The following is a 22,255-nucleotide window of genomic DNA, read 5'->3' on the forward strand; positions in this document are numbered from 1 at the left end:
GCATGACGATAGAACAACAGGAAGAAACGGGGCGCGGAATGACGGTCGAGAAAATGGTCTGGGGCCTGTCAGGCCTCGTGTCGCTGATACTGACGGCCGTATTGTTCTACCTTTGGGCATCGCTGAACCATTTCGAGCAGGACCCGACCCAATTGCCGGATCAGGCCTCGGTCGATACCTATCTCGAGTCGCTGGAGAACGCGCCGGATTATCGGGTCAGGACGGGAATATTCCTCAAATCCTTCAGTTTCGTCGATGCAAGCGATATCCACGTCACGGGTTATGTCTGGCAACACTATCAAACCGGCATCCATGACGCGATCAAACCCGAACCCGGTCAGGCCGGGTTCCTTCTGCCCGAGTCCGTGGATGTCGGGAGCGGCCTTATCGAAGAAGCCTACCGGATGCCAGAACCCGGTGGCGAAGTGATCGGCTGGTACTTTGAGCAGACCCTGCGCCAGTCCTTCGACTACACCAGCTATCCTTTCGACCACAAAACCGTCTGGGTGCGGTTCTGGCCGGGCCGGTTTGACGTGAACGTCGCCTTGGTTCCCGACTTCGACGCCTATCCCGCGACTGGGCCAAAGGACATTTTCGGGATCGACAACCGCATCGTCATGGGCACCTGGGAACGCGAAAATACCTATTTTGACTACAAGCTGTCTGATTTGGACACGACGCTGGGCATCAACCAGAACGAGTTTCAGACCAGATTGCCCGAGCTGCACTACAACTTTGTCATAAAACGCAATTTTGCGAACGCCTTCGTGGTGCACATGATCCCATTGATCGTGGTCACGATGCTGCTGTTCGGCGCCGTAATGACGGTGACGCGGAAGCCAAACCTGGTCGAACGGCACGATTTCAGCACCTCAAGCGTGATCGGCACCTGCTCGGTCCTGTTCTTCGTGATCCTGCTGGCCCATGTGCAATTGCGCGAGGGTTTTGCCGGGTCACCGGTGATCTACATGGAATCCTTCTTTTTCCTGATGTACTTCATGCTGCTTGTGGTCTCGGTGAACACCTATCTGTTCGTCTCCGAGTCCGCGCCGTCGCTGCGCTTGATCCACTATCGTGACAACCTGATTCCAAAGGCCGCGTTCTGGCCATTTGTCCTGAGCTGCATGATCGCGATCACCGCCTACAACCTCAGCCTCAAGTCACCTCCGTCAAGGGATGCCCCCGAGGCCATCACGCATCAGGACGGCTAGCGGCCGCCTCATGCCCGGGCTTGAGCGTCCCGGTGGCCATGTCGATCGAGTATTCGTCGACCAACTCGGACGCACCACTTTCCAGTTCGGCAAGGTATTTTTCCGGATTGGCGATGACGTAGACATAGGCCGGTTTTTTGACCCCATCCATCAGAACATTGATCCGCTTGCGGACATAGACATTGTCAGCCGCGCCTGGTCCGTGAAAGCCCTCGAGCTTGTCCAACTCCTTCAACCCGCCCGAGGTGACCCGGTAGACCTCGCCCTTGATCGGACGGCCAGTACCCTTGCGATCCACCAGTGTGGCCATGCGGTGCAGATAGGCACAGTTCGGGTTGTCGCAAAACGGCTCTTTCGGAACGATCAGGGGCATGGGCTGCCGAGTGACCGCCTGTCCAACGAAATCATCCAGAACGTCCGCATGAGCGTCGTGGTTGGGAAATCCTTTCTTGAGCGATCCGTAGGTGAAATACAGATAGGTCTTTTCGCGCTCATCGATCAGGTCGTCTTCGTCTTCCACCTCTTCCGGTTCTGACAGGGCGTGCGTGTTGGCCCATTCGTCCAGCATCGCGCGGATCTCGTCCGACACCCTGATGCCCCTAGACCGCACCGGATCCTGCAGAAAGTGGATCAGAGGGCTCGCATCGATGCTCTCCGCCGCCAGCAGGGTTTCGACCATCTCGGCCGAGTTGTTCATCACGGCGACATGCAGGCTGGTAAATCCGTGGTCATTGACCGCGTTCACGTTGATACCTCTTGCGATCAGCGCTTTGGCCGCCTCGATGTCCGGTTTTCCCAGATCTTGCCCGTTCTCGGTCAGCTCGCCCTCGCCCCCGGCCGCATAGTGCAGCAGCGTGTCGCCATTATGGTCATCGACAATGTCGATACCGGCGACCCCATCATCTATGGCCTGAAACACGGGCTCCCATTGGGCGAAGTCATCCGAAGCCGCAGCATCCTGCGCCCATTTGCAGATATTGTGTTCGTGGTTTTCCAGCTCTTCGAAGGCTTCTTCCAACACCTCCATGATCTGGTCGGGCGTGGCCATCATGCCGATGCCCATCATCCCGTTCGACAAGCGCCCCTTGCGGGGACCCACAAGATCAATCCCCAGATCGCGCAGCTTTTCGACGTTGTTCTGGGTGGTGACGTTGTTCCACATGTTGGTGTTGCAAGCCGGGCAAAGGATCGCCGGCTTGTTGCGGTACTGCCAGGCCACGAAGACCGAGGTTAGCAGGTTGTCTGCAATGCCGTTGGCGATCTTGCCCATCGTGTTGCAGGTGACCGGCGCGACGATCACGCAATCGGCCCAGTCGCACAGCGCAAGATGCGAGGCGCGCAAGGGCATCCCGAACTCGGTATAGCGAAAGTTCCACTCGTCATCGTCGCGGTAGTAGTCGTTGTGGGTGATGTAGTCGTCGACCGTCTTGGTTTTCTTCCCGGTCCTTTTTGCCTTGCGGGCCTCGCTGGCCTTGTCGGTCCCAATATCGCGAAAGAACTTTTCGGCCGAAACCGAAGGGATCAGTTTCACATTGTGACCTGCCTCGGTGATCCGGGCGACCAACTGTGGCACCTTGTCCGCAGCCGACGAGCCGCAGGCGCACAACAGAACGTTCCGGCGACCGTTTGGCGGGGCTGTCAACCCGCCCTTGGGATACCCGAAGATGTTCTTGTCGAGGCTCGGCGACTCGTGGCGCAGCAAGACAGGCAGACCGGCTTTCTTCATGTCTTCCTGCAGGCTGCCGTCCAGGATCATGTCGACGATGTCGCTGCGCTTGCCCAGGCATTTCCCTTGGAAGAACAGGTAAGGCACCTTTTCCTTGCTGCTTTCGGCCACCAGTTGCCGGCGCATCTTCATGGCGTTGGCCCCGTGCCCGGCGACATCGACCAATTTCAGACCGGTCGCGCCGATATTGGCCAGAATGTTCTTCAGCATGTTCGACCACGGGTCCTCATCCTCGTAGAACAGAACCAGCGGGTTTTCCCGGACGATCCGCGCGACGTCGCTGGGGTCTTCCGGGGCCTGGGTCTCTTCGATCACCAGCATGGCCGGGCTTTTCAGGTCGCGCAGCCCGCGAAAGATATGCCCGCGTGGCGCCTGCCAGACCTGCGATGTGGCCGGGCTCATGTCGACGACGGTGACAAGGTCGGCCTTTTCGTCATAGGCCACGCACAGGCACCAGAACTCTTCCAGCAGCGCCGTCTCGCGGAACACGTTTTCGGGCGGCCGGATCACTTCGAACCCCAACACGCGGTTGAAGTCGATGTTGATCATCAGGTGGCGCCCCTCATGTTCGTTCAGACTGCGCAGCTGATCGCGGAACCAGTCTTGCGGCGACCTTTTGTCCTTGCCGGGTCGTTCCGCGTAACTGCGGAACGTGCTGCCGATATGCACCTCGGACGTGCCAGCCAGATACCGTTGAGCCATCTCGCTCATCTTCTTGGCGGTCGAAACCCGGCTCAGTGCCTCGGTGTACGAGGTCTGGGTCGCGATCAGCAGCTTGTCTTCGGTGACCTGGACATCGCCCAGTATCTGCAGGCTTTCCGCCAGGACGCCCAGGCTGTTCATGTTTGGGCTGGCCCGCCGGAACAGGTTGCGGCGCTTCTTGGGGTCGCGGGCCAGATACCGGGTGCTGTCCACATAGTTGCAGTCCTGCCGGAAAGTCTGCAACGTGGTCTTGACCGCCTCGCGCGCGGAGAACCTCAGCAGGCCGCGCGCCCGCATCGAGGTGCCGTCGCGGTCGGACATGGCCGCGTAGAGGCGGTCGATCGTGGTGACCCACAGCTTGCCGTATTTTTCGGGATGCACATCCATCATGTGCACCAGACCGGTGCTGGGGTTGCACTTGGCGATCACCGCGAAATGGCCGCCGGGCATGGTGGGCTTGCCATGCGCGACACCAACCTGAAAATTCGCCACCAGAATGTCGTTGTCCCCACCCAGTCGGTTGGATTCGTCAATCGCCTCCAGCAGCAGCGGCACCGAGGTCGTCGCCTCGTCCATGAAATAGGCTTGGACCTGCACAAGGTCGCGCAGACCCTGCGAATGGATATAGGTGCAGGCCACGTCGAACAGTTCACCCAGCGAGATGCCGTCATTGACGACAAAGCTGGTGGGCAGTTCGCAGACCCGGAAGATGTCGTTCACCTCGCAGCTGAAGCCCAGCGCCGACATGCTCAGCGCGGCCGCGGTCACGCTGCAGCAGTTGATCGGCTGCTGGAAATTCTGAAGATGCACGCTGACCAGATCGCCGAACAGCGTGGCGTAGCATTCGCGTCGAATTTCCGCGGGAATATCCAGCCACTCGTTACTGGCCAGAAAGGCAAGCCGAGTGCCGGGCAAGGCCACAGCCTGCAGGCTGACCGGTATGTCGCGGATCTCCAGATGCTCTTCGTAGAAATAGTCCCCGGTATCGGCGGTCGCCAGATCAACGTCGTTCTGGCGCAGCTTCACGATGCCGCCCAAAACCACATACATCCCGCGCGGCGGTAGTACCGTGTCCTCAAGAACTTCGAACAGATCGAAATGCTGCCTGAGCCGCTCGGCGCTCTGCCGCACCTTTTCGCCGGGCAGGACGGCGAATATCTTCTCCCAATCGGCAGATGTGGCTTCAATCGGTTTTGAATTGGAAATCGTTTGTGTGGTCACGGCCAGTTCCTCCCCCAAAAAGTCAGTGGCGCAATGGTTTCGTATTTCGTGGTCACTTTCCTGAAATCAGCATTTGTACATTGCAGTCTCCCCCGCCGGACAAACGGCAGACCGCCCGACGCGTGGCGCCATTCAATGCTGGCTCCACCCCCCCCAATTTGCACAGGCAATACGAGCGATACCTGCATTCTTAGTACAGATTTGCAGAAAAATCACTGGGATTGTGGGGTTTACCCAGCTTCGCAACTTGATGCGCCGCTGCGGCAAAGCAGCCTTGATTGATCGGGTGATAGACGCCAACGTGCAAGCAACCCGCCAGACCCGCGGCCGGTTCAAAGCAACGGAGCCCCCAATGTCAAAACATGGATATGAATCCGGCCGCCTAAATCTGCCATTCGTCGGCATCGCCACATTCGGCAAGAAGCCATATGTGCAGGATTGGGACCGGATCGATGCCGATGTCGCCATCCTGGGCGCCCCGTTCGACTTCGGCTGCCAATACCGGTCCGGAGCCCGGTTCGGCCCGCGTGCGGTGCGCGAGGCATCGACTCTGTTCAGCTTTGGTCATGCAGGTGCTTATGATCACGAGGACGATGCCACCTATTTGGGCGAAGAGGTGCGCATCGTCGATCTGGGGGATGCCGACATCATCCACACCAAAACCGAAGCCAGCCACGCGAATATCGAATACGGGGTGCGCAAGATCCTCGAGGCCGGCGCTCTGCCCGTGACGATCGGTGGTGACCATTCCGTCAACATTCCCTGCATTAACGCTTTTGATCAGGACTGCGCCCGAAACGGTCCCATTCACGTGGTCCAGATCGACGCACATCTGGATTTCGTGGACGAGCGTCATGGCGTTACGGCGGGCCATGGAAACCCGATGCGGCGGGCGATCGAAAAGGACTATGTCTCGGGTATGACCCAACTGGGCATCCGCAATATCTCGTCGACCGCGAAAGAAGGTTACGAGGATGCACGCGCGCGCGGCTCCGACATCTTGTCGGTACGGCAGGTCCGCAAGCTGGGGACCGAAGGGGTGTTGGACCGCATCCCCTCGGGCGTCCGATACTACGTGACCATCGACATTGACGCGTTTTGCCCGTCCATAGCACCGGGCACCGGAACACCAAGCCACGGCGGTTTTTTGTACTACGACGTTCTGGAAATCCTGCAGGGCCTTGCCCGAAAAGGGCAGGTTGCCGGCATCGACCTTGTCGAAGTTGCCCCGGCCTATGACCCGACCGAAAGCACGCAGATCCTTGCCGCGCAGCTGTTGCTGAACTTCATCGGCTTCATCTTTCACCACAAGGAATGAAAGAAACCCCGGTCACATCAACTCGGAGAGATCAACCAACGGGGTCTCTCGTGTGACCGCGACGGCGTGACTACCACCCGGGGACTGAACCCGGACGTCCACGCGTTCAGCGTGCGAAAACCGGTCGAAGTAATCAAATCTCATTTCACCAAGCGCCTGAAGGTTGCTGCACCTGATCGTGTATTCGGCCTGAAATTCGGGCCGGTGATCGTCAGACCCCAAGGCCGACCCGGCTTCACCGCCCACCAGCGCCACGTTCGCCGTGGTCGTGGCACAACCCGCCTCGGCCGTGACCGCGAACAGGGTCATGGGCTGTGACAGGTCCGAAATGGCGACCGCGACCTTCGCCTTTTCCTCTGCGCTCGAAGCGGGAAGATCAAAGTCAACGATTTCTGACGCGGGAACAGACAGAGACAGCGTGTACCCCGAAGCCAAAAACGCGATCTCCAGTGCTGCGGGTTTTGGCGCCTCTTCCTGCTGCGCGTCCAACGCAACGGGAAACACGCAAAGGGCAAACGCCAGGGATCTCATCACGCAACCACCACCAACTCAAGAATCACACCATCATTGTATCTTCGCGCCATCCCCAGGCAACGGCGCGCAACCTCGTCTGACCCCGCCGGAAATGGCTAGACAGATCCGGAGAACCCATCCAGCCAACCCGCATTTGGCCAAAACAGCGGCGTGTTTCCCAATTAATTCCCGACTTAAAGACTCGGGTTGACATAACTTACAATTTCACTCAGTTAATATTCATCTCTGCACCCGCACCGGGTGCTCTTGCCCATTTATTTCGACAGGAAGGCCTGAACTTCATGACCCGCGTATTTTCGACGACCAGCCTGGCAGCCTTGCTGATGGCAACAGCAGCAGCCGCCGGCGACGCCCCCGCCAAGGTCGACATTCTGGACACCTATGCTGACATTGCCGAAGCAAAATATGACGACAGTCTGCGTGCTGCCCGCAAGTTGCAGGCCGCCGTTGCCGCACTGGTTGAACAGCCTTCTGCTGAAAACCTGACCGCCGCACGCCAGGCCTGGATTGCGGCGCGCGTTCCGTACCAACAGACCGAGGTCTATCGCTTCGGCAATCCCATCGTCGACGAATGGGAAGGCAAGGTGAACGCGTGGCCTCTGGACGAGGGTCTGATCGACTATGTGGATGCGGCCTATGGCGGCGCGACGGACGAAAACGAGCTTGCGGTTCTGAACGTGATTGCCTCACCCAGCTTTGAGCTGTCTGGCCAGCCGGTCGACGCGAGCGAGATCACGCCCGAACTGCTGTCTGAGACCCTGCACGAGGCCGACGGGATCGAGGCCAATGTGGCAACGGGTTATCACGCCATCGAGTTCCTGCTGTGGGGCCAGGATCTGAACGGTCACGGCGAGGGCGCCGGCAACCGTCCGTGGACGGACTACGCGCAGGACGAGTCCTGCACAGGCGGCAACTGCGATCGCCGGGCCCAGTATCTGGTGGCTGCGACCGACCTGCTGGTCTCGGACCTGGAATGGATGGCCGCGCAATGGCAGGACGACGGTGCCGCGCGGGCGGCCCTGACCGACGACGCCGACTCGGGCATCAGTACAATTCTGACGGGCATGGGATCCCTGTCCTATGGCGAACAGGCCGGTGAGCGCATGCGTCTTGGACTGATGCTGAACGACCCCGAAGAAGAGCATGACTGTTTCTCGGACAACACACACAACAGCCACTACTATGACGGGTTGGGGATTCAGAACGTCTATCTGGGTCGGTATGTTCGGATTGACGGCACTCCGGTTTCGGGTCCGTCCCTGTCGGATCTGGTGGCGGCCTCGGACCCGGCTCTGGACACCGAGATGAAGACCAAGCTTGCGAACACAATGTACGCGCTGGGCCAGATCAAAACCGCTGCCGAGGCCGGATTTGCATACGATCAGATGCTCGAGCGCGGGAATGTCGGTGGCGAAACGCTGATCATGGGCGGCGTCGAAGGTCTGATCGATCAGACCAAGACGATCGAACGCATCGTGTCCGCGCTGGGCCTGGGCAATGTCGCATTCGAAGGGTCCGACAGCCTCGACAACCCCGACGCCGTTTTCCACTGATGAACCAAAGCGGCCGGGCGTAGCGACCGCTTGCGCCCGGCCCTGCGACAAGCTGTGTCTGGACCCGAAGCAAATACCCTACTATTTGACTAGGAATTAAAAAGAGCCGAGTCGCCATGATCGTCTGCCACTGCACCAACATCACGGATCACGAGATCCGCGCGGCAATCGACTGGATGCGCGCGGCAGATCCGCAAACCATCATCACGCCGGGCAAGATTTACCATGCTTTGGGAAAATCGGCGGATTGTGGCGGGTGCATGCCGCTATTCCTGGACACGATGCGCGCAACCGATAACCTCGAAGTACCCATGCAACTCCGCGCCCTGCGCGTGGATGCTACACAGGAGAGTGCAGATGAAGGGCGACCCCAAAGTCATCGAATACCTAAACAAGTCCCTGCGGCATGAATTGACCGCAGTCAGCCAGTACTGGCTGCATTACCGCCTGCAGGAGGACTGGGGCCTGGGCCACATGGCCAAGAAAAGCCGCGAGGAAAGCATCGAAGAGATGCAGCACGCGGACAAGCTGATCGAGAGGATCATCTTCCTGGGCGGCCACCCCAACCTGCAAAAGCTCGACCCGCTGCGCATCGGCCAGACGCCCAAGGAAACCCTGGAATGCGACCTGGCGGCCGAGATCGACGCCCGGGCCCTGTACAAGGAAGCGCGCGAATACTGCCAACAGGCCGGCGACTTCGTGTCGATGGCGCTGTTCGAACAACTGATGGCCGATGAAGAAGGCCATATCGATTTCCTCGAAACCCAGCTCGATCTGTACGAAAGACTCGGCGAAGCAAATTATGCGCAACTCAATGCATCGAAAATGGACGAGGCCGAATAGGTCTGGTTTTCTGGCGGTGGCCGTCCTTGCGGCCACCCCTTCCCTGTCGCAGGATCTGCGGGACAGTCATTTGAACCCCCTCCCCCGAACCGACGCTGAACGGGCACGGATTGCCACAGTCACCGCAGCGCCGTCGGATTTCACACAGCCCCAGCGCTATGAGGACCTGCCGGCAGGCGCCGCAACGGTGCGCGCCCGGACCGATGCGGATGCATTCTCGCAACCCTCGGCCAACCTGAGCTTTGAGCAGGAACTGGATTTCAAAGTCGGCAACGGGCTGTTCAAGAAGGTCTGGGTGTCGTCCCCGTCCTCGACCCTGGCCTCGGATGGGTTGGGGCCGCTGTTCAACGCGCGGTCGTGTCAGCGCTGTCACATCAAGGACGGGCGTGGCCACACCCCTGCCGGGCCGGAGGACAACGCCATTTCGATGTTCCTGCGCGTTTCCATCCCCGGGACGCCCGCGGACGCGCCAGAAGGGATCGAGGGGTATCTCGCCACCCTGCCCGAACCCAGCTATGGCGGCCAGATGCAGGATTTCGCCCTACCCGGCCACAAGGCCGAATACCGGCTGGACATCACCTACGAGGAAATACCAGTGGAGCTGTCCGATGGCGAAACAGTGTCGCTGCGCAAGCCTACCTACAGGGCGGCCGATCTGGGCTATGGGCCGTTGCACCCCGACGCGATGCTCAGCCCGCGCGTGGCGCCGCAGATGATCGGTCTGGGTCTGCTCGAGGCGATCCCGGCCGAGGACATCCTGGCCAAGGCCGACCCCGACGATGCCGATGGAGACGGGATCTCGGGGCGGCCCAACATCGTGTGGTCGACGGAATTCGGCGAACCCATGCTGGGCCGGTTCGGGCTGAAGGCGGGCATGCCGACGATCATGGAGCAGTCGGCCGCGGCCTTCGCCGGAGATATCGGCATTTCCAGCCCGCTTTACCCCGCGCCTTTTGGCGATTGCGCCCCGGCGCAGGCCGATTGCCAGGCCGCCTCGCATGGTGACGGCGACGAACGCGGCTTCGAGATCGACCAGCAGGGCATGGATTTGGTGGCCTTCTACAGCCGCAACCTGGGCGTTCCCGCCCGGCGCGATGTGAATGACCCGCAGGTTCTGCGCGGGAAAGAGGTGTTCCACACCATTGGCTGCGCGTCCTGTCACACGCCCGCTTTCGTCACCCACCGCCTGCCCGACCGGCCCGAGCACAGTTTCCAGCTGATCTGGCCCTACAGTGACCTGCTGCTGCACGACATGGGCGAAGGACTGGCCGACAACCGCCCCGAGGCCCGCGCAACGGGCCGAGAATGGCGCACCGCTCCACTATGGGGCATCGGCCTGACCCGACGCGTTTCGGGCCACACCCAGTTCCTGCATGACGGCCGCGCGCGCTCGCTGCTCGAAGCGGTCCTGTGGCACGGGGGCGAGGCCCAGGCCGCGCGCGATGCGGTTGTTTCCATGCCAAAACCAGATCGGGACGCCCTGATCGAATTTCTTGAAAGCCTATGACCGATGCGCCTTGTCCCCCTGATCATCGCCGTTCTGGTTCCCCTGGCTGTTGCCGCTCAAGATCGGGCGACAGTTCCTGAGGACGTTACGCAGAACCACATCCTTTCAAGATTTGAAGAGCTTTCCGACAGATCGGCAGAACTCTCCGAGGTTGCGCAACAGGACTGTTCTTCGGACTCCGAAAACCTCCGCGCTGCATTCCATTCGGCGTTCGATGCATGGATTTCTGCCAGCCATTTGCGATTTGGGCCGTCCGAAGTCGATGATCGCGCTTTTGCCCTTGCCTTCTGGCCGGACACCAAGGGCTTTACGCCCAAGGCTCTGGCCGGAATGATCTCGGCTCAGGATCCTGCGGTCACCGATGCAGTTGCGTTTGCCGAAACATCGATCGCGGGGCGCGGCTTTTTTGCACTGGAACTCATGTTGTACGACCCCGAGTTTTCCAGGCGGGGAGATGCAGCATATCACTGCGACCTGATCCGTGCGATTGCGTCCGACATTCACCAAAATGCCGCCGCGATCGCTGCCGACTGGGCAGATTATGCAGTGAACTTGACCCAGCCCGGTACCGGCAGCGTTTACCGATCGGAAGACGAAGCCCTGCAGGAGCTCTACAAGGCCCTTGTCACCGGGCTCGAGTTTACGGCCGATACCCGTCTGGGCCGCCCGATGGGCAGTTTCGACCGCCCCCGCCCCAACCGGGCCGAGGCCCGTCGGTCGCTGCGGTCGCTGCGGCATGTGGAACTGTCGCTGGTGGCGCTGCGTGATCTGGCAGCGCGGCTGTCGGCCGACCACCCGAAGATTGCGGCCGCGCTGGACGATGCCTTTGCCCGCAGCATCGCCCGGGCGCAGGCGCTGGATGATCCCGCGCTGGCCGGCGTGGCCGAGCCACAGGGGCGGCTGCGGATCGAGGCCCTGCAGCAATCGATCAACGACATCCGCAGCCTGGCCGCCGCACAGCTGGGCCCGACCCTCGGCATCAATGCCGGGTTCAATTCGCTGGACGGAGACTGACCCATGACCAACCGCCGAGGATTTCTGGCCGGTTTGGCAGCGGCCACTCTTGCCCCCCTGCCGGGCTGGACTGCGGTCGGTTCGCCCGATTTCCTGTCAGCTGCGCTGTTCGACGATGGGTCGTACCGTCTGGTCGGGTTGACCATTTCAGGGGAGGTTCGGTTCTCGATCCCGCTGCCCGGCCGCGGGCATGCCGCCGCCGCCCATCCCCATCTGGCGCGGGCCGTTGCATTTGCGCGCCGTCCGGGGCGGTTTGCGCTGGTGATCGATTGCGCGACCGGGGACCAGCTTGCCCGGCTCGAGGCGCCGAACGGGCGTCACTTCTACGGCCACGGCGCGTTTTCGCCCGACGGCCGCCGGTTGTTCACCACCGAAAACGACTATGAGGCAGGCACCGGTGTCATCGGCGTCTGGGACGCTGCCAAGGGCTATGCCCGGATGGGCGAGTTTTCTTCAGCGGGGGTCGGCCCCCATGATGTGGTGTTGATGCCCGACGGCAAATCTCTGGCCATCGCCAACGGCGGCATCGAAACCCATCCGAACACAGGCCGCACCAAGCTGAACCTGCCGACCATGCGCCCGAACCTGACCTATGTCAGCCTCGACGGATCGGTTCTGGAGCAGGTCGAACTGCCCGCGGCGCTGCACAAGAATTCAATCCGGCATCTGGCCGTTCGCGCGGATGGCCTGCTGGCCTTTGCGATGCAGTGGCAGGGCGACCTGTCCCACGACCCGGCGCTGCTGGGGCTGCATCGGCGAGGTGGCCGTTACCACCTGCTGTCCGCACCGGAAGACATACAGGCGACGCTGGCCGGCTATGCAGGCAGTGTCGCCTTTTCCGCCGAGGGGCGGCAGGTCGCCATCACCTGCCCACGCGGCAACGCGCTGCACGTCTTTGATGCCGAGGCAGCCCGTTTTGACCGCGCCCATTCGCTCAGCGACGTGTGCGGGTTGGGCCGCGGGCCATCCGGCTTTGTCTTTACCACCGGGCATGGCGATGTGGGGCATTTGGTCGGGCCAAACCCGGCGATATCGCCCCATCCTCGGGTCCGTTGGGACAACCATCTGGTTCCCATTCGCCCTGCGATCTGAATTGGGCTAACCTCCGATACAGATTACACTTGGAAGAATCGAACGGCTGCCGTATTGGCGGGCGAAATTTCCACGCCTGCAACGCAAGGACTGACTTGATTGAAACAGACGCCCGTCGCACCGCATTCCACCTACGGGGTTGAAAAATGGGGCAAGGGCCTCATCGAGGTGACGGAGGACGGCGAGATCGGTCTGCGCAATCCCATGGCACCCGATGCGGCGGCCATCAGCCTGCCTGGCATTCTGCACGACCTTGATCAGCGCGGGATCAAGGCGCCGATGATCCTGCGCATCAGCTCGTATCTGGAACGCGAGATCGCGCATATCAACGAAAGCTTCCGCGATGCGATTGCGCGCACCGGCTACAAGGGGTCCTATCGCGGCGTGTTCCCGATCAAGGTGAACCAGCAGGCGCAGGTCGTCGACCGGATCGTCGAGTTCGGCAAGCAATACAATTACGGGCTCGAGGCCGGTTCGAAACCCGAACTGGTGATCGCCCTGGCGCACCGTCTGGCCCCCGAGGCGCTGATCGTGTGCAACGGCGTCAAGGACGCAGAGTTCATCGAGCTGGCCATTCTCAGCCGAAAGATCGGGTTCAACACGGTCATCGTGTTGGAGAGCCCGAAAGAGGCCGACACGGTCATCGAGGTCTACGAACGGCTGGGCATCGAGCCGCTGCTGGGCGTGCGGGTGAAACTGACCAACCAGATCAGCGGCAAATGGCAGGAAAGCTCGGGGGATCGGTCGACCTTTGGCATGAACACCGATCAGCTGGTCGCGGTCGTCGACAAGCTGCGCGATGCGGGCCTGCTGCATTGCCTGAAGCTGCAGCATTCGCATCTGGGCAGCCAGGTGCCCGACGTGAACGACGTGCGCCGCGCCGTGGGTGAGGCCTGCCGTTATTACACTGAGCTGACCCGCGAAGGCGTGCCGCTGACGCACCTGGATCTGGGCGGCGGCATGGGCGTCGATTACACGGGCGAGAAGAAGGCGACCGAGAACTCGATCAACTACACGGTCGAGGAATACTGCGCCAATGTGGTGGAAACCGTGGCCTATGCCATGGACGAAGCCGAAGTGGACCACCCCACGCTGGTGACCGAGAGCGGGCGCGCGGTGGTGGCGACCTCGTCGATGCTGGTGTTCAACGTGCTGGAAAGCACGCTGTATGACGCGCCCAATGGCCCCGAGGTGGAACCCGACGACCACCACATGGTGTCCGATCTGGCGGCGGTGAACGGTTATCTCAGCCACGACCGCCTGCAGGAATGCTGGAACGACGCCACCTTCTATCGCAACGAGTTGCGCGCCCTGTTTCGCCGCGGTTACGTGGACCTGCGCCAGATGGCCCGGGCCGAGCGCATCTACCTGTCGCTGATGGCGCGGATCAAGGCGTTGGCGGCCTCGGACGAGGTCGAAACTGATGTGGACGACCAGCTGGAAAAGTTGGCCGATATCTATCACTGCAACTTCTCGTTGTTCCAGTCGCTGCCCGATGTCTGGGCGATCGACCAGCTGCACCCGATCGTGCCGCTGCAGATGCTGAACCAGCCCCCCGACCGCCGCGCGGTGCTGTCCGACATCACCTGCGACAGTGACGGCAAGATCGACCGGTTCATCCTGGCCGAGGGCGTCTCGCCCAGCCTGCCCGTGCATTCCCTGCCCGAAGATCGCGACTATTACATGGGCGTATTTTTCGTCGGCGCCTATCAGGAAACACTGGGCGATCTGCACAACTTGTTCGGCGACACGAACGTGGTCACCATTGACCTGCGCGCCGACGGCGGGTTCGACCTGCTGCACGAACAAGAGGGTGACACGATCAGCGAAGTCCTGTCCTATGTCGAGTTCGACCCAAGCGACTGCATCGCCGCCTTCCGCAAGATGGTGGACGAGGCGATCTCGACCGGCACGCTCCAGGCCAAGGACCGCAAAACCCTGATGAGCGCTTACCGCGACAGCATCAACGGCTATACCTATTACGAATAACCCCGGCGAAAGGAGAATTTCCCATGGGCAAGACACTGGTTGTTGGCGCAGGTGGCGTCAGCCACGCCGCCGTGCATAAGATGGCCATGAATTCCGACATCTTCACTGAGATCACGCTGGCCAGCCGCACCAAGGCGAAATGCGATGCCATCGCCAAATCGGTCAAGGAACGCACCGGCGTCGACATCAAGACGGCCGAGCTTGACGCCTACAACGTCGCCGACACCGTCAAGCTGATCAAGGACACCGAGGCCGAGCTTCTAGTGAACCTGGCCCTGCCCTATCAGGACCTGGTTCTGATGGATGCCTGCCTCGAGGCCGGGTGCCACTACCTCGACACCGCAAACTACGAGCCCGAGGACGAGGCCAAGTTCGAATACCATTGGCAATGGGCCTATCAGGACAAGTTCAAGCAGGCCGGCCTGACCGCGATCCTCGGCTCGGGCTTCGATCCGGGGGTTACATCCGTCTTCGCCAAATGGCTCAAGAAACACAAGCTGGACTCGATCCGCCAGATCGACGTTCTGGACGCCAATGGCGGCCAGAACGATCAGGAATTCGCCACCAACTTCAACCCCGAGATCAACCTGCGCGAAGTGCTGGCCGACGCCCGCCACTGGGAAGGCGGCGAGTGGAAAGTGACGCCGGCCATGACCCACAAGGTCGAGTTCGACTTCCCCGGCATCGGCCCGAAGAACATGTACCTGATGTATCACGAGGAACTGGAGTCTCTCTCGACCCACTTCCCCGAGATCGAACGCGCCCGTTTCTGGATGACCTTCGGCGATGCCTACATCACCCATGCCAAGGTGCTGCAGAATGTCGGCATGACCCGGATCGACCCGGTGGTCCACAACGGGGTCGAGATCATCCCGATCCAGTTCCTGAAAACCCTGCTGCCCGATCCCGGCGACCTGGGCGCCGAGACCAAGGGCAAGGCCTGCATCGGCGACATCGCCACCGGTCAGGCCAAGGACGGCTCGGGCGAAAAGACCTATTACATCTACAACATCTGCGACCACGAGGAATGCTACCGTGAGGTCGGCAGCCAGGCCGTCAGCTACACCACCGGCGTCCCCGCCATGATCGGCGCGGCACAGGTACTGAAAGGCAACTGGCGCGAGCCGGGCGTGTGGAACATGGAACAGCTGGACCCGGATGATTTCATGGACATGCTGAACAAGCACGGCCTTCCCTGGCAGGTCCACGAACTCGACGGCCCGGTCGAGTTCTAAACCCTCGGGGCGGTCCTCGCGACCGCCCTGCTTCATCTGGCCCAAAATATCCCGGGGGGTCGCCATTGGTCCGAGCGACAATGGCGACAAGTCGCACCCCCGGCCTATCCACCAATCGGAGACGCCGGACATGACCCAACTGATGCAGACACAAGCCGGAGACGCCGGCGCCTTCCGCCACTTCGACCTGACCCGCGTCCCCTCACCCTGTTTCGTCGTCGACGAAAAGGCGGTGGAGCGAAACCTGGCGGTTCTGGCCGATATCGGCGAGCGGTCCGGCGCGCATATCCTGTCCGCCCTCAAGGCCTTTTCCATGTTCGCCCTGGCCCCTCTGGTGCGACAGTATCTCGGCGGCACCTGCGCCAGCGGCATCTACGAGGCCCGGCTGGGCCGCGAAGAATATGGCGGCGAGGTCGCGACCTTCTGCGCGGGCTACAAGGATTCCGACATCGACGAAATCCTCGCGCTGTCGGATCACATCATCTTCAACAGCCCCGCGCAGAAAGACCGCTTTCTGGCCAAGGCTCAGGCCGCGGGGCGGCAGGTGGGGCTGCGCATCAACCCCGAACATTCCGAAGGCGAGGTTGCGAAATACGACCCCTGCGCCCCGTGCTCGCGCCTCGGCACCCCGGTCAGCCAGTTGGACGCCAAGGCGCTGGAAGGCATGGATGGCCTGCACATGCACACGCTCTGCGAACAGGGGTTCGAGCCGCTGGCGCGCACCTGGGCGGCGGTTGAACCGAAACTCGCCCCCTTTCTGAATGGCCTGAAATGGCTGAACTTCGGCGGCGGCCACCATATCACCCGCAACGACTATGACCGCGACGGGCTGGTGGAGTTCATCAAGGGCATCCGCACAAAATACGGCGTTGAGGTCTATCTGGAACCCGGCGAGGCCGTGGCGCTGGACGCGGGCATTCTGGTGGGCGAAATCCTTGACCTGCCGCACAATGGCATGGATCTGGCAATCACCGACATCTCCGCCACCTGCCACATGCCCGACGTGATCGAAGCCCCCTATCGCCCTGCCCTGCTGGACGAGGCCGAAACCGGCCACACCTATCGCCTGGGCGGCCCCTCCTGCCTGGCGGGCGACGTGATAGGCGACTACACCTGGGCCGAGCCGCTGCGGATCGGGCAGCGCTTTGCCTTCCTCGATCAGGCGCACTACTCGATGGTCAAGACCAACACGTTCAACGGCGTGCCCCTGCCCACCATCGCCCTTTGGAACAGCGAAACCGATGATCTGAAGATCATCAAGCAATTCGGCTACGACGACTTCAAAGAGAGGCTATCATGAGCATTTACCTCGACAGCGAACTGACCGAGGACGAACGCAGCGAAGACGCCCGGTTCCGTGTCATCCCGGTGCCGCTTGAACGCACGGTCTCCTACGGTTCGGGCACGGCAGGCGGCCCCGCCGCGATCATCGCAGCCAGCAACGAACTCGAACGCATCACGGGCCATTCCGAACCCTGTGTCGATGGCATCTTCACCGAACCTTCGCTGGATTGCACCGGCCCGATGCCGGACGTCATGGAGCGTCTGGCCCAGCGCACCGAGGCCGCGATCCGCGCCGGCAAGGTGCCGGTCACGCTGGGCGGCGAACACTCGCTGAGCTATGGCGCGGTGATGGGCGTGGCCCGCGCATTGGGTCAGCCCCTCGGCATCGTGCAAATCGACGCCCATGCCGACCTGCGCAACGCATATCAGGGCGAGAAACACAGCCACGCCTCGGTCATGCATCTGCTGGCCGAGGAAGGCGTCCGTCTGGCGCAATTCGGCGTACGCGCCTTCTCGACCGAAGAAGCCAAAAGTCGTCTGAGGAACCGTGTCTTCCATGTGGATGCCGAAGAACTGGTGACCGGCAACATCCATGCCGTCGACCTACCTGAGGATTTTCCCGAACTGGTCTATGTCAGCTTTGACGTCGACGGGCTTGATCCGTCGCTGATGCCCGCCACCGGCACACCGGTTCCGGGCGGTCTGGGATACTATCAGGCGCTGCATCTTGTCGACCACGCCTTGAAAGGCCGCCGCTGCGTGGGCTTCGACGTGGTCGAACTGGCCCCGGACGGCAACGCGGCGTGGGATTTCACCGCGGCACAGATTGTCTATCGCCTGATGGCCTCCTGCTAGGCGTCCGCGGTTTCGTTCAGTTCCATATGCCCCTCGCCCTTGTTCAGGACGCGACGCAGCATGGGCTCGAAGAACTCCAGCGGCCTGGTCGGATAGTCCGGGTCGAACGCCTTTTGATCGTATTCGTGGCAGAAATAGCGGCAGTCCTCCCAATAGGGGCTGTCGCGGTACTTGTCGCGCGCGTTGCGGTCCCCACCCAGATGGTGGTTGTAGTAATAGCCCTGGAACACGCAGTGGTGTTTCAGGATCCAATGGGTGCGTTCGCTGACATAGGGCTTCATCATCGCCGCTGACAGCTCACCGTGGTTGTAGGGCGACAGGATGTCCCCGGTGTCATGGATCAGAGCAGCAACGACCAGTTCCTCATCCGCACCGTCCTCATAGGCCCGCGTCGCGGCCTGCAGGCTGTGCTGATACCGGTTGACCGGGTAGGGTGTCCATTCCTCGTCCAATGACCGGATCGCGTCCAGAATCCGGTCGGGCAAAGCCGCGTTATAGGCCTCTTCGTATTCCATGACGGCGTCCCAGTCGGCCTTGGTGGCCTCTTCGAAACTGGTCCAGGTGGGTTTGTGGCTTTTGTCCAGCATGGCGGGTCCTTTGGCTGCGGATCACTGCCAGACTAGTCGCGACCATCCAATAGAAAAAATGAATTGATTTTATCACGCCGATCAAAAAATAGTTTCACATGCAGATGCGTGAGCTCGAAACGTTTTTATGTGTGGCGGAAGCCGGTGGTTTCCATGCTGCGGCCCGACGGATGAACGTGACACAGACGGCTGTCAGTGCACGGATCCGCCAGCTTGAGGCGGCCACGGGCAAAGCCCTGTTTTCACGTGGTGCCGGCGGTACCAGCCTCACCGACTTCGGGGCGCAGTTCAAACCCTATGCCGAACAGATGCTGTCGCTTTGGTCCTTCGCCTCGCAGGACCTGCCGGCCCAAAGTCAAGGTCGTGTGGCCCTTCGCCTAGGCGCTCAGCTCAGCATCTGGGACCCGCTTCTGGTCGATCTGGCCGTCCGCTTTGAGCAGAGGTTTGGCAAACTTCTGTTGACGCTCAACTATGACCACACGCTGAACATGGCCGAGGCCGTTGCTTCGCACGTTCTGGACGTGGCGTTGACACATGAGAGGCCATCGCGGTCCGGGATCTCGTGCCAGGACTTGCCGCCTGAGCATTTGATCCTTGTCGAGACGCCCCATCTGGCTAGGTCCGGCAGCGATCCTGTTTTCATCAACCTCGAACTTGGTGAAGGCTATCAGGAGCATGTACGCGGTCTGGCCCGGTTGTCTGCTGGGCAAACCGTGTTTCTGGGCAATTGCATGATGGCACTGCGCTATATCCTGCAACGCGGCGGGCGCGGTTTTTTCCCGCACAGCGTCGTCGCCCCGCACCTTGCGAATGGCGCGCTTCGCAAGGTCGACGAAGCGGCACCGCTAATTCTACCAGTCCACCTGGTCTCGCGCGCAGAGGATGACCACCAAAAACTGTTGGATGAATTACACCAGTGCCTGTCGGAGTTGCGGGGCTAATCTCAGACCGGGGATGGCGCGGGTGCGGCGGCTCTCACCCGCCGGCGAATGATCGGTCTTCCGGCGAAAGCCAGGAACACGGTGGATATTGCGAACCCGACAACGGCTGGACCATAGAGCATCGGCCAAAGTTTCGCATCCTTGATCACCACCGGAGACACGAACCCACGCACACCTTCCAACAAGACAAGAATCGTGAATGCTGCGAATATCTGTGGCCAAAGGCCGAACCGGGAAAAACTGCCCAGCATCAGCGTCGAATACCCCACCAGCGCCACGGTGATGCAGATCGCGATCCATGAGAACCGCTGGTGCAGCTCTTCCACCAATTCTCCCAACGGGTAGCCATCCGCCGCAGCGACAGCGTCAAGATCGCCCAACAACTCGATCGTCGGAATCGCCTCAAGACTGCGGCGTCCATTGTCGGTGTTTCGGGACAGCTCCGAAATGTCGTATGATGCATCGTCGAAAAGGGTCGACGACAGCGTCTTGCCTTCCTTGTTCAGCCGCAGTGCAACCCCATCCACCATGACCAGATGAACGCCGGATCCGTTGTTCACCAGATACGCGGACGTGCTGGAGTATGTGGCGGGGTTTTCCTGATCGCGACGGTCGGACACGAACACCTCGTGCAATGTGCCATCCAGATCAATCCGACCGATATAGACGGTCACGCCGCGAGCCGGGTGCATGAACTCACCCTCGTTGAGCAACTGCGCGGTAATGTCACCTGCCACCTCTGCCTGGCGCAATTCCAGCTGTTCAACGGATGCGGGCCGCAGAATGACGCTGACGATCGCCATCATTAGCCCCGCCACCAGGCCAAACAACAACACCGCCCGGCCCAGCCGCCATGGGCTGGACCCGGTGGCCAGCATCACGGTCAGCTCGCTTTCCCGGCTCAGCCGGTTGGTGGCATAGACTGCGGCGGCAAAGACCGCCATCGGCATGACCGTTCGGACAAGCGTCGGCAGGGTCAGCGCCGTGAACTCCAGAAACACCATAGCCGACTGGCCGCCACTGATGACGTGTTCGAACAGGCTGACCGAGCGGGTGATCCAGAACACGCCCACCAGAACAAGCGTGAAAAAGCCGAAAAGAACCAATAGCTGCCGCAGGAAATACCCATCAAAGCGCGACATGTGACCTCTTTCGGCTGTTTTATCCTGGCGGGACATTAGGCCATTCGCCAGTCAAGGGGAACCGCGATTGCGCCCCAGTTCACCGGCCGGCACAAGGATTTTGGTGTGCCACAGCCACTGCAGGACCTGTGCCGCCGAGGTGGGTCCGATGCGGCTCGACCATCGCTGCAAAATATCGGGCACAGAGCGTGGGTCGCGCAGATCGGATATCAACGGCGCCAGCTCGGCCCCCGCCAGCGAGTGGACCGGGCGCGGCAGATTGGGGTGGGTCAGAATCTTTGACCGCACAACATATGCGTCGCCTTGCACACCGCCCTGTATCAGCTTCGCCTCCGGCGACCGGCGAAGCACCTCGCCCTTGGACAGCTCCGCATTCTGCAGGTCTGCAGGCTGGCGGCGAAGCCAGTCCAGCGGCTGCGCGCGCTGACTCCAGAACGGCCCAGAGGAGACCTCGTGGTGACGTGCATAGAATGCCGCCGCCAGTTCGGCGTGGGTTTCGACGCGTTCGCGCTGTCGTTCCGAATAGAATCCCAGCGCGATGTTGGTGTCGCTGGGCCGAGTCAGAAGCGTGTTTGCAACCACTGCGGCCTGCATGGCCTGTGCCATAGCCAGTTGCACCCCTTGCGATGACAGGGCATCGACCGAGAAACTCGCTTCGCCCACGCGTAGCAGATCATTGGCGCGCGGGGTCAATTCACATTGGCCGGTGGCATCACACCGGCGCACCGGGCCCATCCGCGCCTGCTCCAGACAGCCGGCCAGAAGAGTCGATCCTGCCAGAAGGTTCAGATACAGATCACGCCGGGCCGCCGGCGACAAACCAGTGCAATCCGACGGGTCGATGAAAACGCAAGCGTTGACCGTACCATCCGGCTGTGCTGCGCCCCAGTACCAATGGGCATCACCAGCCTCCACGCGGGCCTGCGCGCCAAAACCCGGAGGGGCTTGCCAATAGGCGTAGAGCGCCGTCAATGGCGCTGAGGCTGGGCGGAATCTCCGACCGAGTCCCGCTTGCTTGCCCGCCGCATCCACCAATAGGTCAGCGCGCAGCCGGCTTTTTCCCTGCGCCGTCAGGACCGGAACCTCCCAACCGGCGCCGGTGCGCCGTGGTCGATAGGCGCGTGCTGGTTGCAACACACGAACACCCGACTGGCGTGCAGCGTCCAGCAGGATGGCATCAAACTGGCCGCGATCCACCAGAAGGCCCGGATCGTCGACTGTTTCACCCCGCCTTTCAAACGCCCCGCCCCACATAAGGACGGAACCCGACGATTGCAGGAATCCCGCAGCTTTCATCGCATCGTCCACACCCAGAAACCGCAGAATGGGCCAGATGGAGGCAGGCAGTGACTCGCCGATGTGTGGGCGTGGGAAGATGGCGCGTTCCAGCAGACAGACCCGTCGCCCCAGCTGCGCCAGCCGCATCGCGGTCACTGCTCCAGCCGGGCCACCGCCGATCACGCAGATCTCGGCTTCAATCTCGGCCGCCATCCGCTGCGCC

The 22,255-nt window shown here is 61.3% G+C and carries 18 protein-coding genes; 13 read left to right on the forward strand and 5 right to left on the reverse strand.

Annotated features, from left to right (window positions below; translation table 11 throughout):
• The first annotated feature begins 2 nt into the window (after positions 1-2).
• On the forward strand, positions 3-1,211 hold the full coding sequence (locus AC2FNZ_RS14895) for a hypothetical protein (RefSeq protein WP_496841109.1): 1,209 nt from the start codon (positions 3-5) through the stop codon (positions 1,209-1,211).
• Here the strand turns inward: AC2FNZ_RS14895 and AC2FNZ_RS14900 are convergent.
• On the reverse strand, positions 1,192-4,860 hold the full coding sequence (locus tag AC2FNZ_RS14900) for a flavoprotein (RefSeq protein WP_496841110.1): 3,669 nt from the start codon (positions 4,858-4,860) through the stop codon (positions 1,192-1,194). The genes AC2FNZ_RS14895 and AC2FNZ_RS14900 overlap by 20 nt on opposite strands.
• Before the next feature lie 352 nt (positions 4,861-5,212).
• Here AC2FNZ_RS14900 and speB (AC2FNZ_RS14905) point away from each other — a divergent pair, with 352 nt between their 5' ends.
• Complete coding sequence (speB, locus tag AC2FNZ_RS14905; protein ID WP_496841111.1) at positions 5,213-6,178, forward strand: agmatinase; 966 nt, start codon at positions 5,213-5,215, stop codon at positions 6,176-6,178.
• 12 nt (positions 6,179-6,190) lie between these two features.
• Here the strand turns inward: speB (AC2FNZ_RS14905) and AC2FNZ_RS14910 are convergent, their stop codons facing one another.
• Positions 6,191-6,709: a ZrgA family zinc uptake protein gene (locus AC2FNZ_RS14910; RefSeq protein ID WP_496841112.1), complete on the reverse strand. Its 519-nt coding sequence runs from the start codon at positions 6,707-6,709 to the stop codon at positions 6,191-6,193.
• 284 nt (positions 6,710-6,993) lie between these two features.
• On the opposite strand from AC2FNZ_RS14910, the gene AC2FNZ_RS14915 reads away from it, so the two are divergent.
• The 10 genes from AC2FNZ_RS14915 to speB (AC2FNZ_RS14960) all read left to right on the forward strand — a co-directional run bounded on the left by AC2FNZ_RS14915 (position 6,994) and on the right by speB (AC2FNZ_RS14960) (position 18,084).
• Positions 6,994-8,265, forward strand: coding sequence for an imelysin family protein (locus tag AC2FNZ_RS14915; protein ID WP_496841113.1), 1,272 nt, complete (start codon positions 6,994-6,996; stop codon positions 8,263-8,265).
• 116 nt (positions 8,266-8,381) lie between these two features.
• Positions 8,382-8,675, forward strand: coding sequence for a (2Fe-2S)-binding protein (locus AC2FNZ_RS14920; protein WP_170460079.1), 294 nt, complete (start codon positions 8,382-8,384; stop codon positions 8,673-8,675).
• Positions 8,623-9,108: a bacterioferritin gene (gene bfr / locus AC2FNZ_RS14925; RefSeq protein WP_149776400.1), complete on the forward strand. Its 486-nt coding sequence runs from the start codon at positions 8,623-8,625 to the stop codon at positions 9,106-9,108. Before AC2FNZ_RS14920 ends, bfr begins: the two co-directional genes overlap by 53 nt.
• Positions 9,068-10,615 carry a di-heme oxidoreductase family protein gene (locus AC2FNZ_RS14930; protein ID WP_496841114.1) on the forward strand — a complete coding sequence of 516 codons (1,548 nt, stop codon included), beginning with the start codon at positions 9,068-9,070 and terminating at the stop codon, positions 10,613-10,615. Before bfr ends, AC2FNZ_RS14930 begins: the two co-directional genes overlap by 41 nt.
• A gap of 3 nt (positions 10,616-10,618) precedes the next feature.
• Positions 10,619-11,629, forward strand: a complete 1,011-nt coding sequence (locus tag AC2FNZ_RS14935) for an imelysin family protein (RefSeq protein WP_496841115.1) — start codon at positions 10,619-10,621, stop codon at positions 11,627-11,629.
• 3 nt (positions 11,630-11,632) lie between these two features.
• Positions 11,633-12,721 carry a DUF1513 domain-containing protein gene (locus tag AC2FNZ_RS14940; protein WP_496841116.1) on the forward strand — a complete coding sequence of 363 codons (1,089 nt, stop codon included), beginning with the start codon at positions 11,633-11,635 and terminating at the stop codon, positions 12,719-12,721.
• A 99-nt stretch (positions 12,722-12,820) separates the two neighbouring features.
• Positions 12,821-14,710 carry a biosynthetic arginine decarboxylase gene (speA, locus tag AC2FNZ_RS14945; protein ID WP_496841117.1) on the forward strand — a complete coding sequence of 630 codons (1,890 nt, stop codon included), beginning with the start codon at positions 12,821-12,823 and terminating at the stop codon, positions 14,708-14,710.
• A 23-nt stretch (positions 14,711-14,733) separates the two neighbouring features.
• The gene (locus tag AC2FNZ_RS14950; RefSeq protein ID WP_093964438.1) at positions 14,734-15,945 is read left to right on the forward strand and encodes a saccharopine dehydrogenase family protein; all 1,212 of its coding nucleotides are present in this window, start codon (positions 14,734-14,736) and stop codon (positions 15,943-15,945) included.
• Positions 15,946-16,075: 130 nt separating this feature from the next.
• The gene (gene nspC / locus AC2FNZ_RS14955) at positions 16,076-17,245 is read left to right on the forward strand and encodes a carboxynorspermidine decarboxylase (protein ID WP_093964437.1); all 1,170 of its coding nucleotides are present in this window, start codon (positions 16,076-16,078) and stop codon (positions 17,243-17,245) included.
• Positions 17,242-18,084: an agmatinase gene (gene speB / locus AC2FNZ_RS14960; protein WP_093964436.1), complete on the forward strand. Its 843-nt coding sequence runs from the start codon at positions 17,242-17,244 to the stop codon at positions 18,082-18,084. The genes nspC and speB (AC2FNZ_RS14960) overlap by 4 nt, the downstream gene beginning before the upstream one ends.
• Here the strand turns inward: speB (AC2FNZ_RS14960) and AC2FNZ_RS14965 are convergent.
• Positions 18,081-18,671 carry an HD domain-containing protein gene (locus AC2FNZ_RS14965; RefSeq protein ID WP_093964435.1) on the reverse strand — a complete coding sequence of 197 codons (591 nt, stop codon included), beginning with the start codon at positions 18,669-18,671 and terminating at the stop codon, positions 18,081-18,083. The genes speB (AC2FNZ_RS14960) and AC2FNZ_RS14965 overlap by 4 nt on opposite strands.
• Positions 18,672-18,775: 104 nt before the next feature.
• On the opposite strand from AC2FNZ_RS14965, the gene AC2FNZ_RS14970 reads away from it, so the two are divergent.
• The gene (locus tag AC2FNZ_RS14970) at positions 18,776-19,612 is read left to right on the forward strand and encodes a LysR family transcriptional regulator (RefSeq protein WP_496841130.1); all 837 of its coding nucleotides are present in this window, start codon (positions 18,776-18,778) and stop codon (positions 19,610-19,612) included.
• A 2-nt stretch (positions 19,613-19,614) separates the two neighbouring features.
• Here the strand turns inward: AC2FNZ_RS14970 and lptF are convergent, their stop codons facing one another.
• Entirely contained in the window at positions 19,615-20,754 is a 1,140-nt protein-coding gene (gene lptF / locus AC2FNZ_RS14975; protein WP_093964433.1) for an LPS export ABC transporter permease LptF, read from the reverse strand.
• A 51-nt stretch (positions 20,755-20,805) separates the two neighbouring features.
• On the reverse strand, positions 20,806-22,245 hold the full coding sequence (gene qhpG, locus AC2FNZ_RS14980) for a flavin-dependent monooxygenase QhpG (protein WP_496841118.1): 1,440 nt from the start codon (positions 22,243-22,245) through the stop codon (positions 20,806-20,808).
• Positions 22,246-22,255: the final 10 nt, after the last annotated feature.

The organism is Ruegeria sp. SAZA006 (assembly GCF_059613465.1).

Coding starts and splice junctions, on each gene's coding strand:
- AC2FNZ_RS14895 (WP_496841109.1), top strand. CDS start 3: ATGACGATAGAACAACAGGAAGAAACGGGGCGCGGAATGACGGTCGAG.
- speB (WP_496841111.1), top strand. CDS start 5,213: ATGTCAAAACATGGATATGAATCCGGCCGCCTAAATCTGCCATTCGTC.
- AC2FNZ_RS14910 (WP_496841112.1), bottom strand. CDS start 6,709: ATGAGATCCCTGGCGTTTGCCCTTTGCGTGTTTCCCGTTGCGTTGGAC.
- AC2FNZ_RS14915 (WP_496841113.1), top strand. CDS start 6,994: ATGACCCGCGTATTTTCGACGACCAGCCTGGCAGCCTTGCTGATGGCA.
- AC2FNZ_RS14920 (WP_170460079.1), top strand. CDS start 8,382: ATGATCGTCTGCCACTGCACCAACATCACGGATCACGAGATCCGCGCG.
- bfr (WP_149776400.1), top strand. CDS start 8,623: ATGAAGGGCGACCCCAAAGTCATCGAATACCTAAACAAGTCCCTGCGG.
- AC2FNZ_RS14930 (WP_496841114.1), top strand. CDS start 9,068: ATGCGCAACTCAATGCATCGAAAATGGACGAGGCCGAATAGGTCTGGT.
- AC2FNZ_RS14935 (WP_496841115.1), top strand. CDS start 10,619: ATGCGCCTTGTCCCCCTGATCATCGCCGTTCTGGTTCCCCTGGCTGTT.
- AC2FNZ_RS14940 (WP_496841116.1), top strand. CDS start 11,633: ATGACCAACCGCCGAGGATTTCTGGCCGGTTTGGCAGCGGCCACTCTT.
- AC2FNZ_RS14950 (WP_093964438.1), top strand. CDS start 14,734: ATGGGCAAGACACTGGTTGTTGGCGCAGGTGGCGTCAGCCACGCCGCC.
- nspC (WP_093964437.1), top strand. CDS start 16,076: ATGACCCAACTGATGCAGACACAAGCCGGAGACGCCGGCGCCTTCCGC.
- speB (WP_093964436.1), top strand. CDS start 17,242: ATGAGCATTTACCTCGACAGCGAACTGACCGAGGACGAACGCAGCGAA.
- AC2FNZ_RS14965 (WP_093964435.1), bottom strand. CDS start 18,671: ATGCTGGACAAAAGCCACAAACCCACCTGGACCAGTTTCGAAGAGGCC.
- AC2FNZ_RS14970 (WP_496841130.1), top strand. CDS start 18,776: ATGCGTGAGCTCGAAACGTTTTTATGTGTGGCGGAAGCCGGTGGTTTC.
- lptF (WP_093964433.1), bottom strand. CDS start 20,754: ATGTCGCGCTTTGATGGGTATTTCCTGCGGCAGCTATTGGTTCTTTTC.
- qhpG (WP_496841118.1), bottom strand. CDS start 22,245: ATGGCGGCCGAGATTGAAGCCGAGATCTGCGTGATCGGCGGTGGCCCG.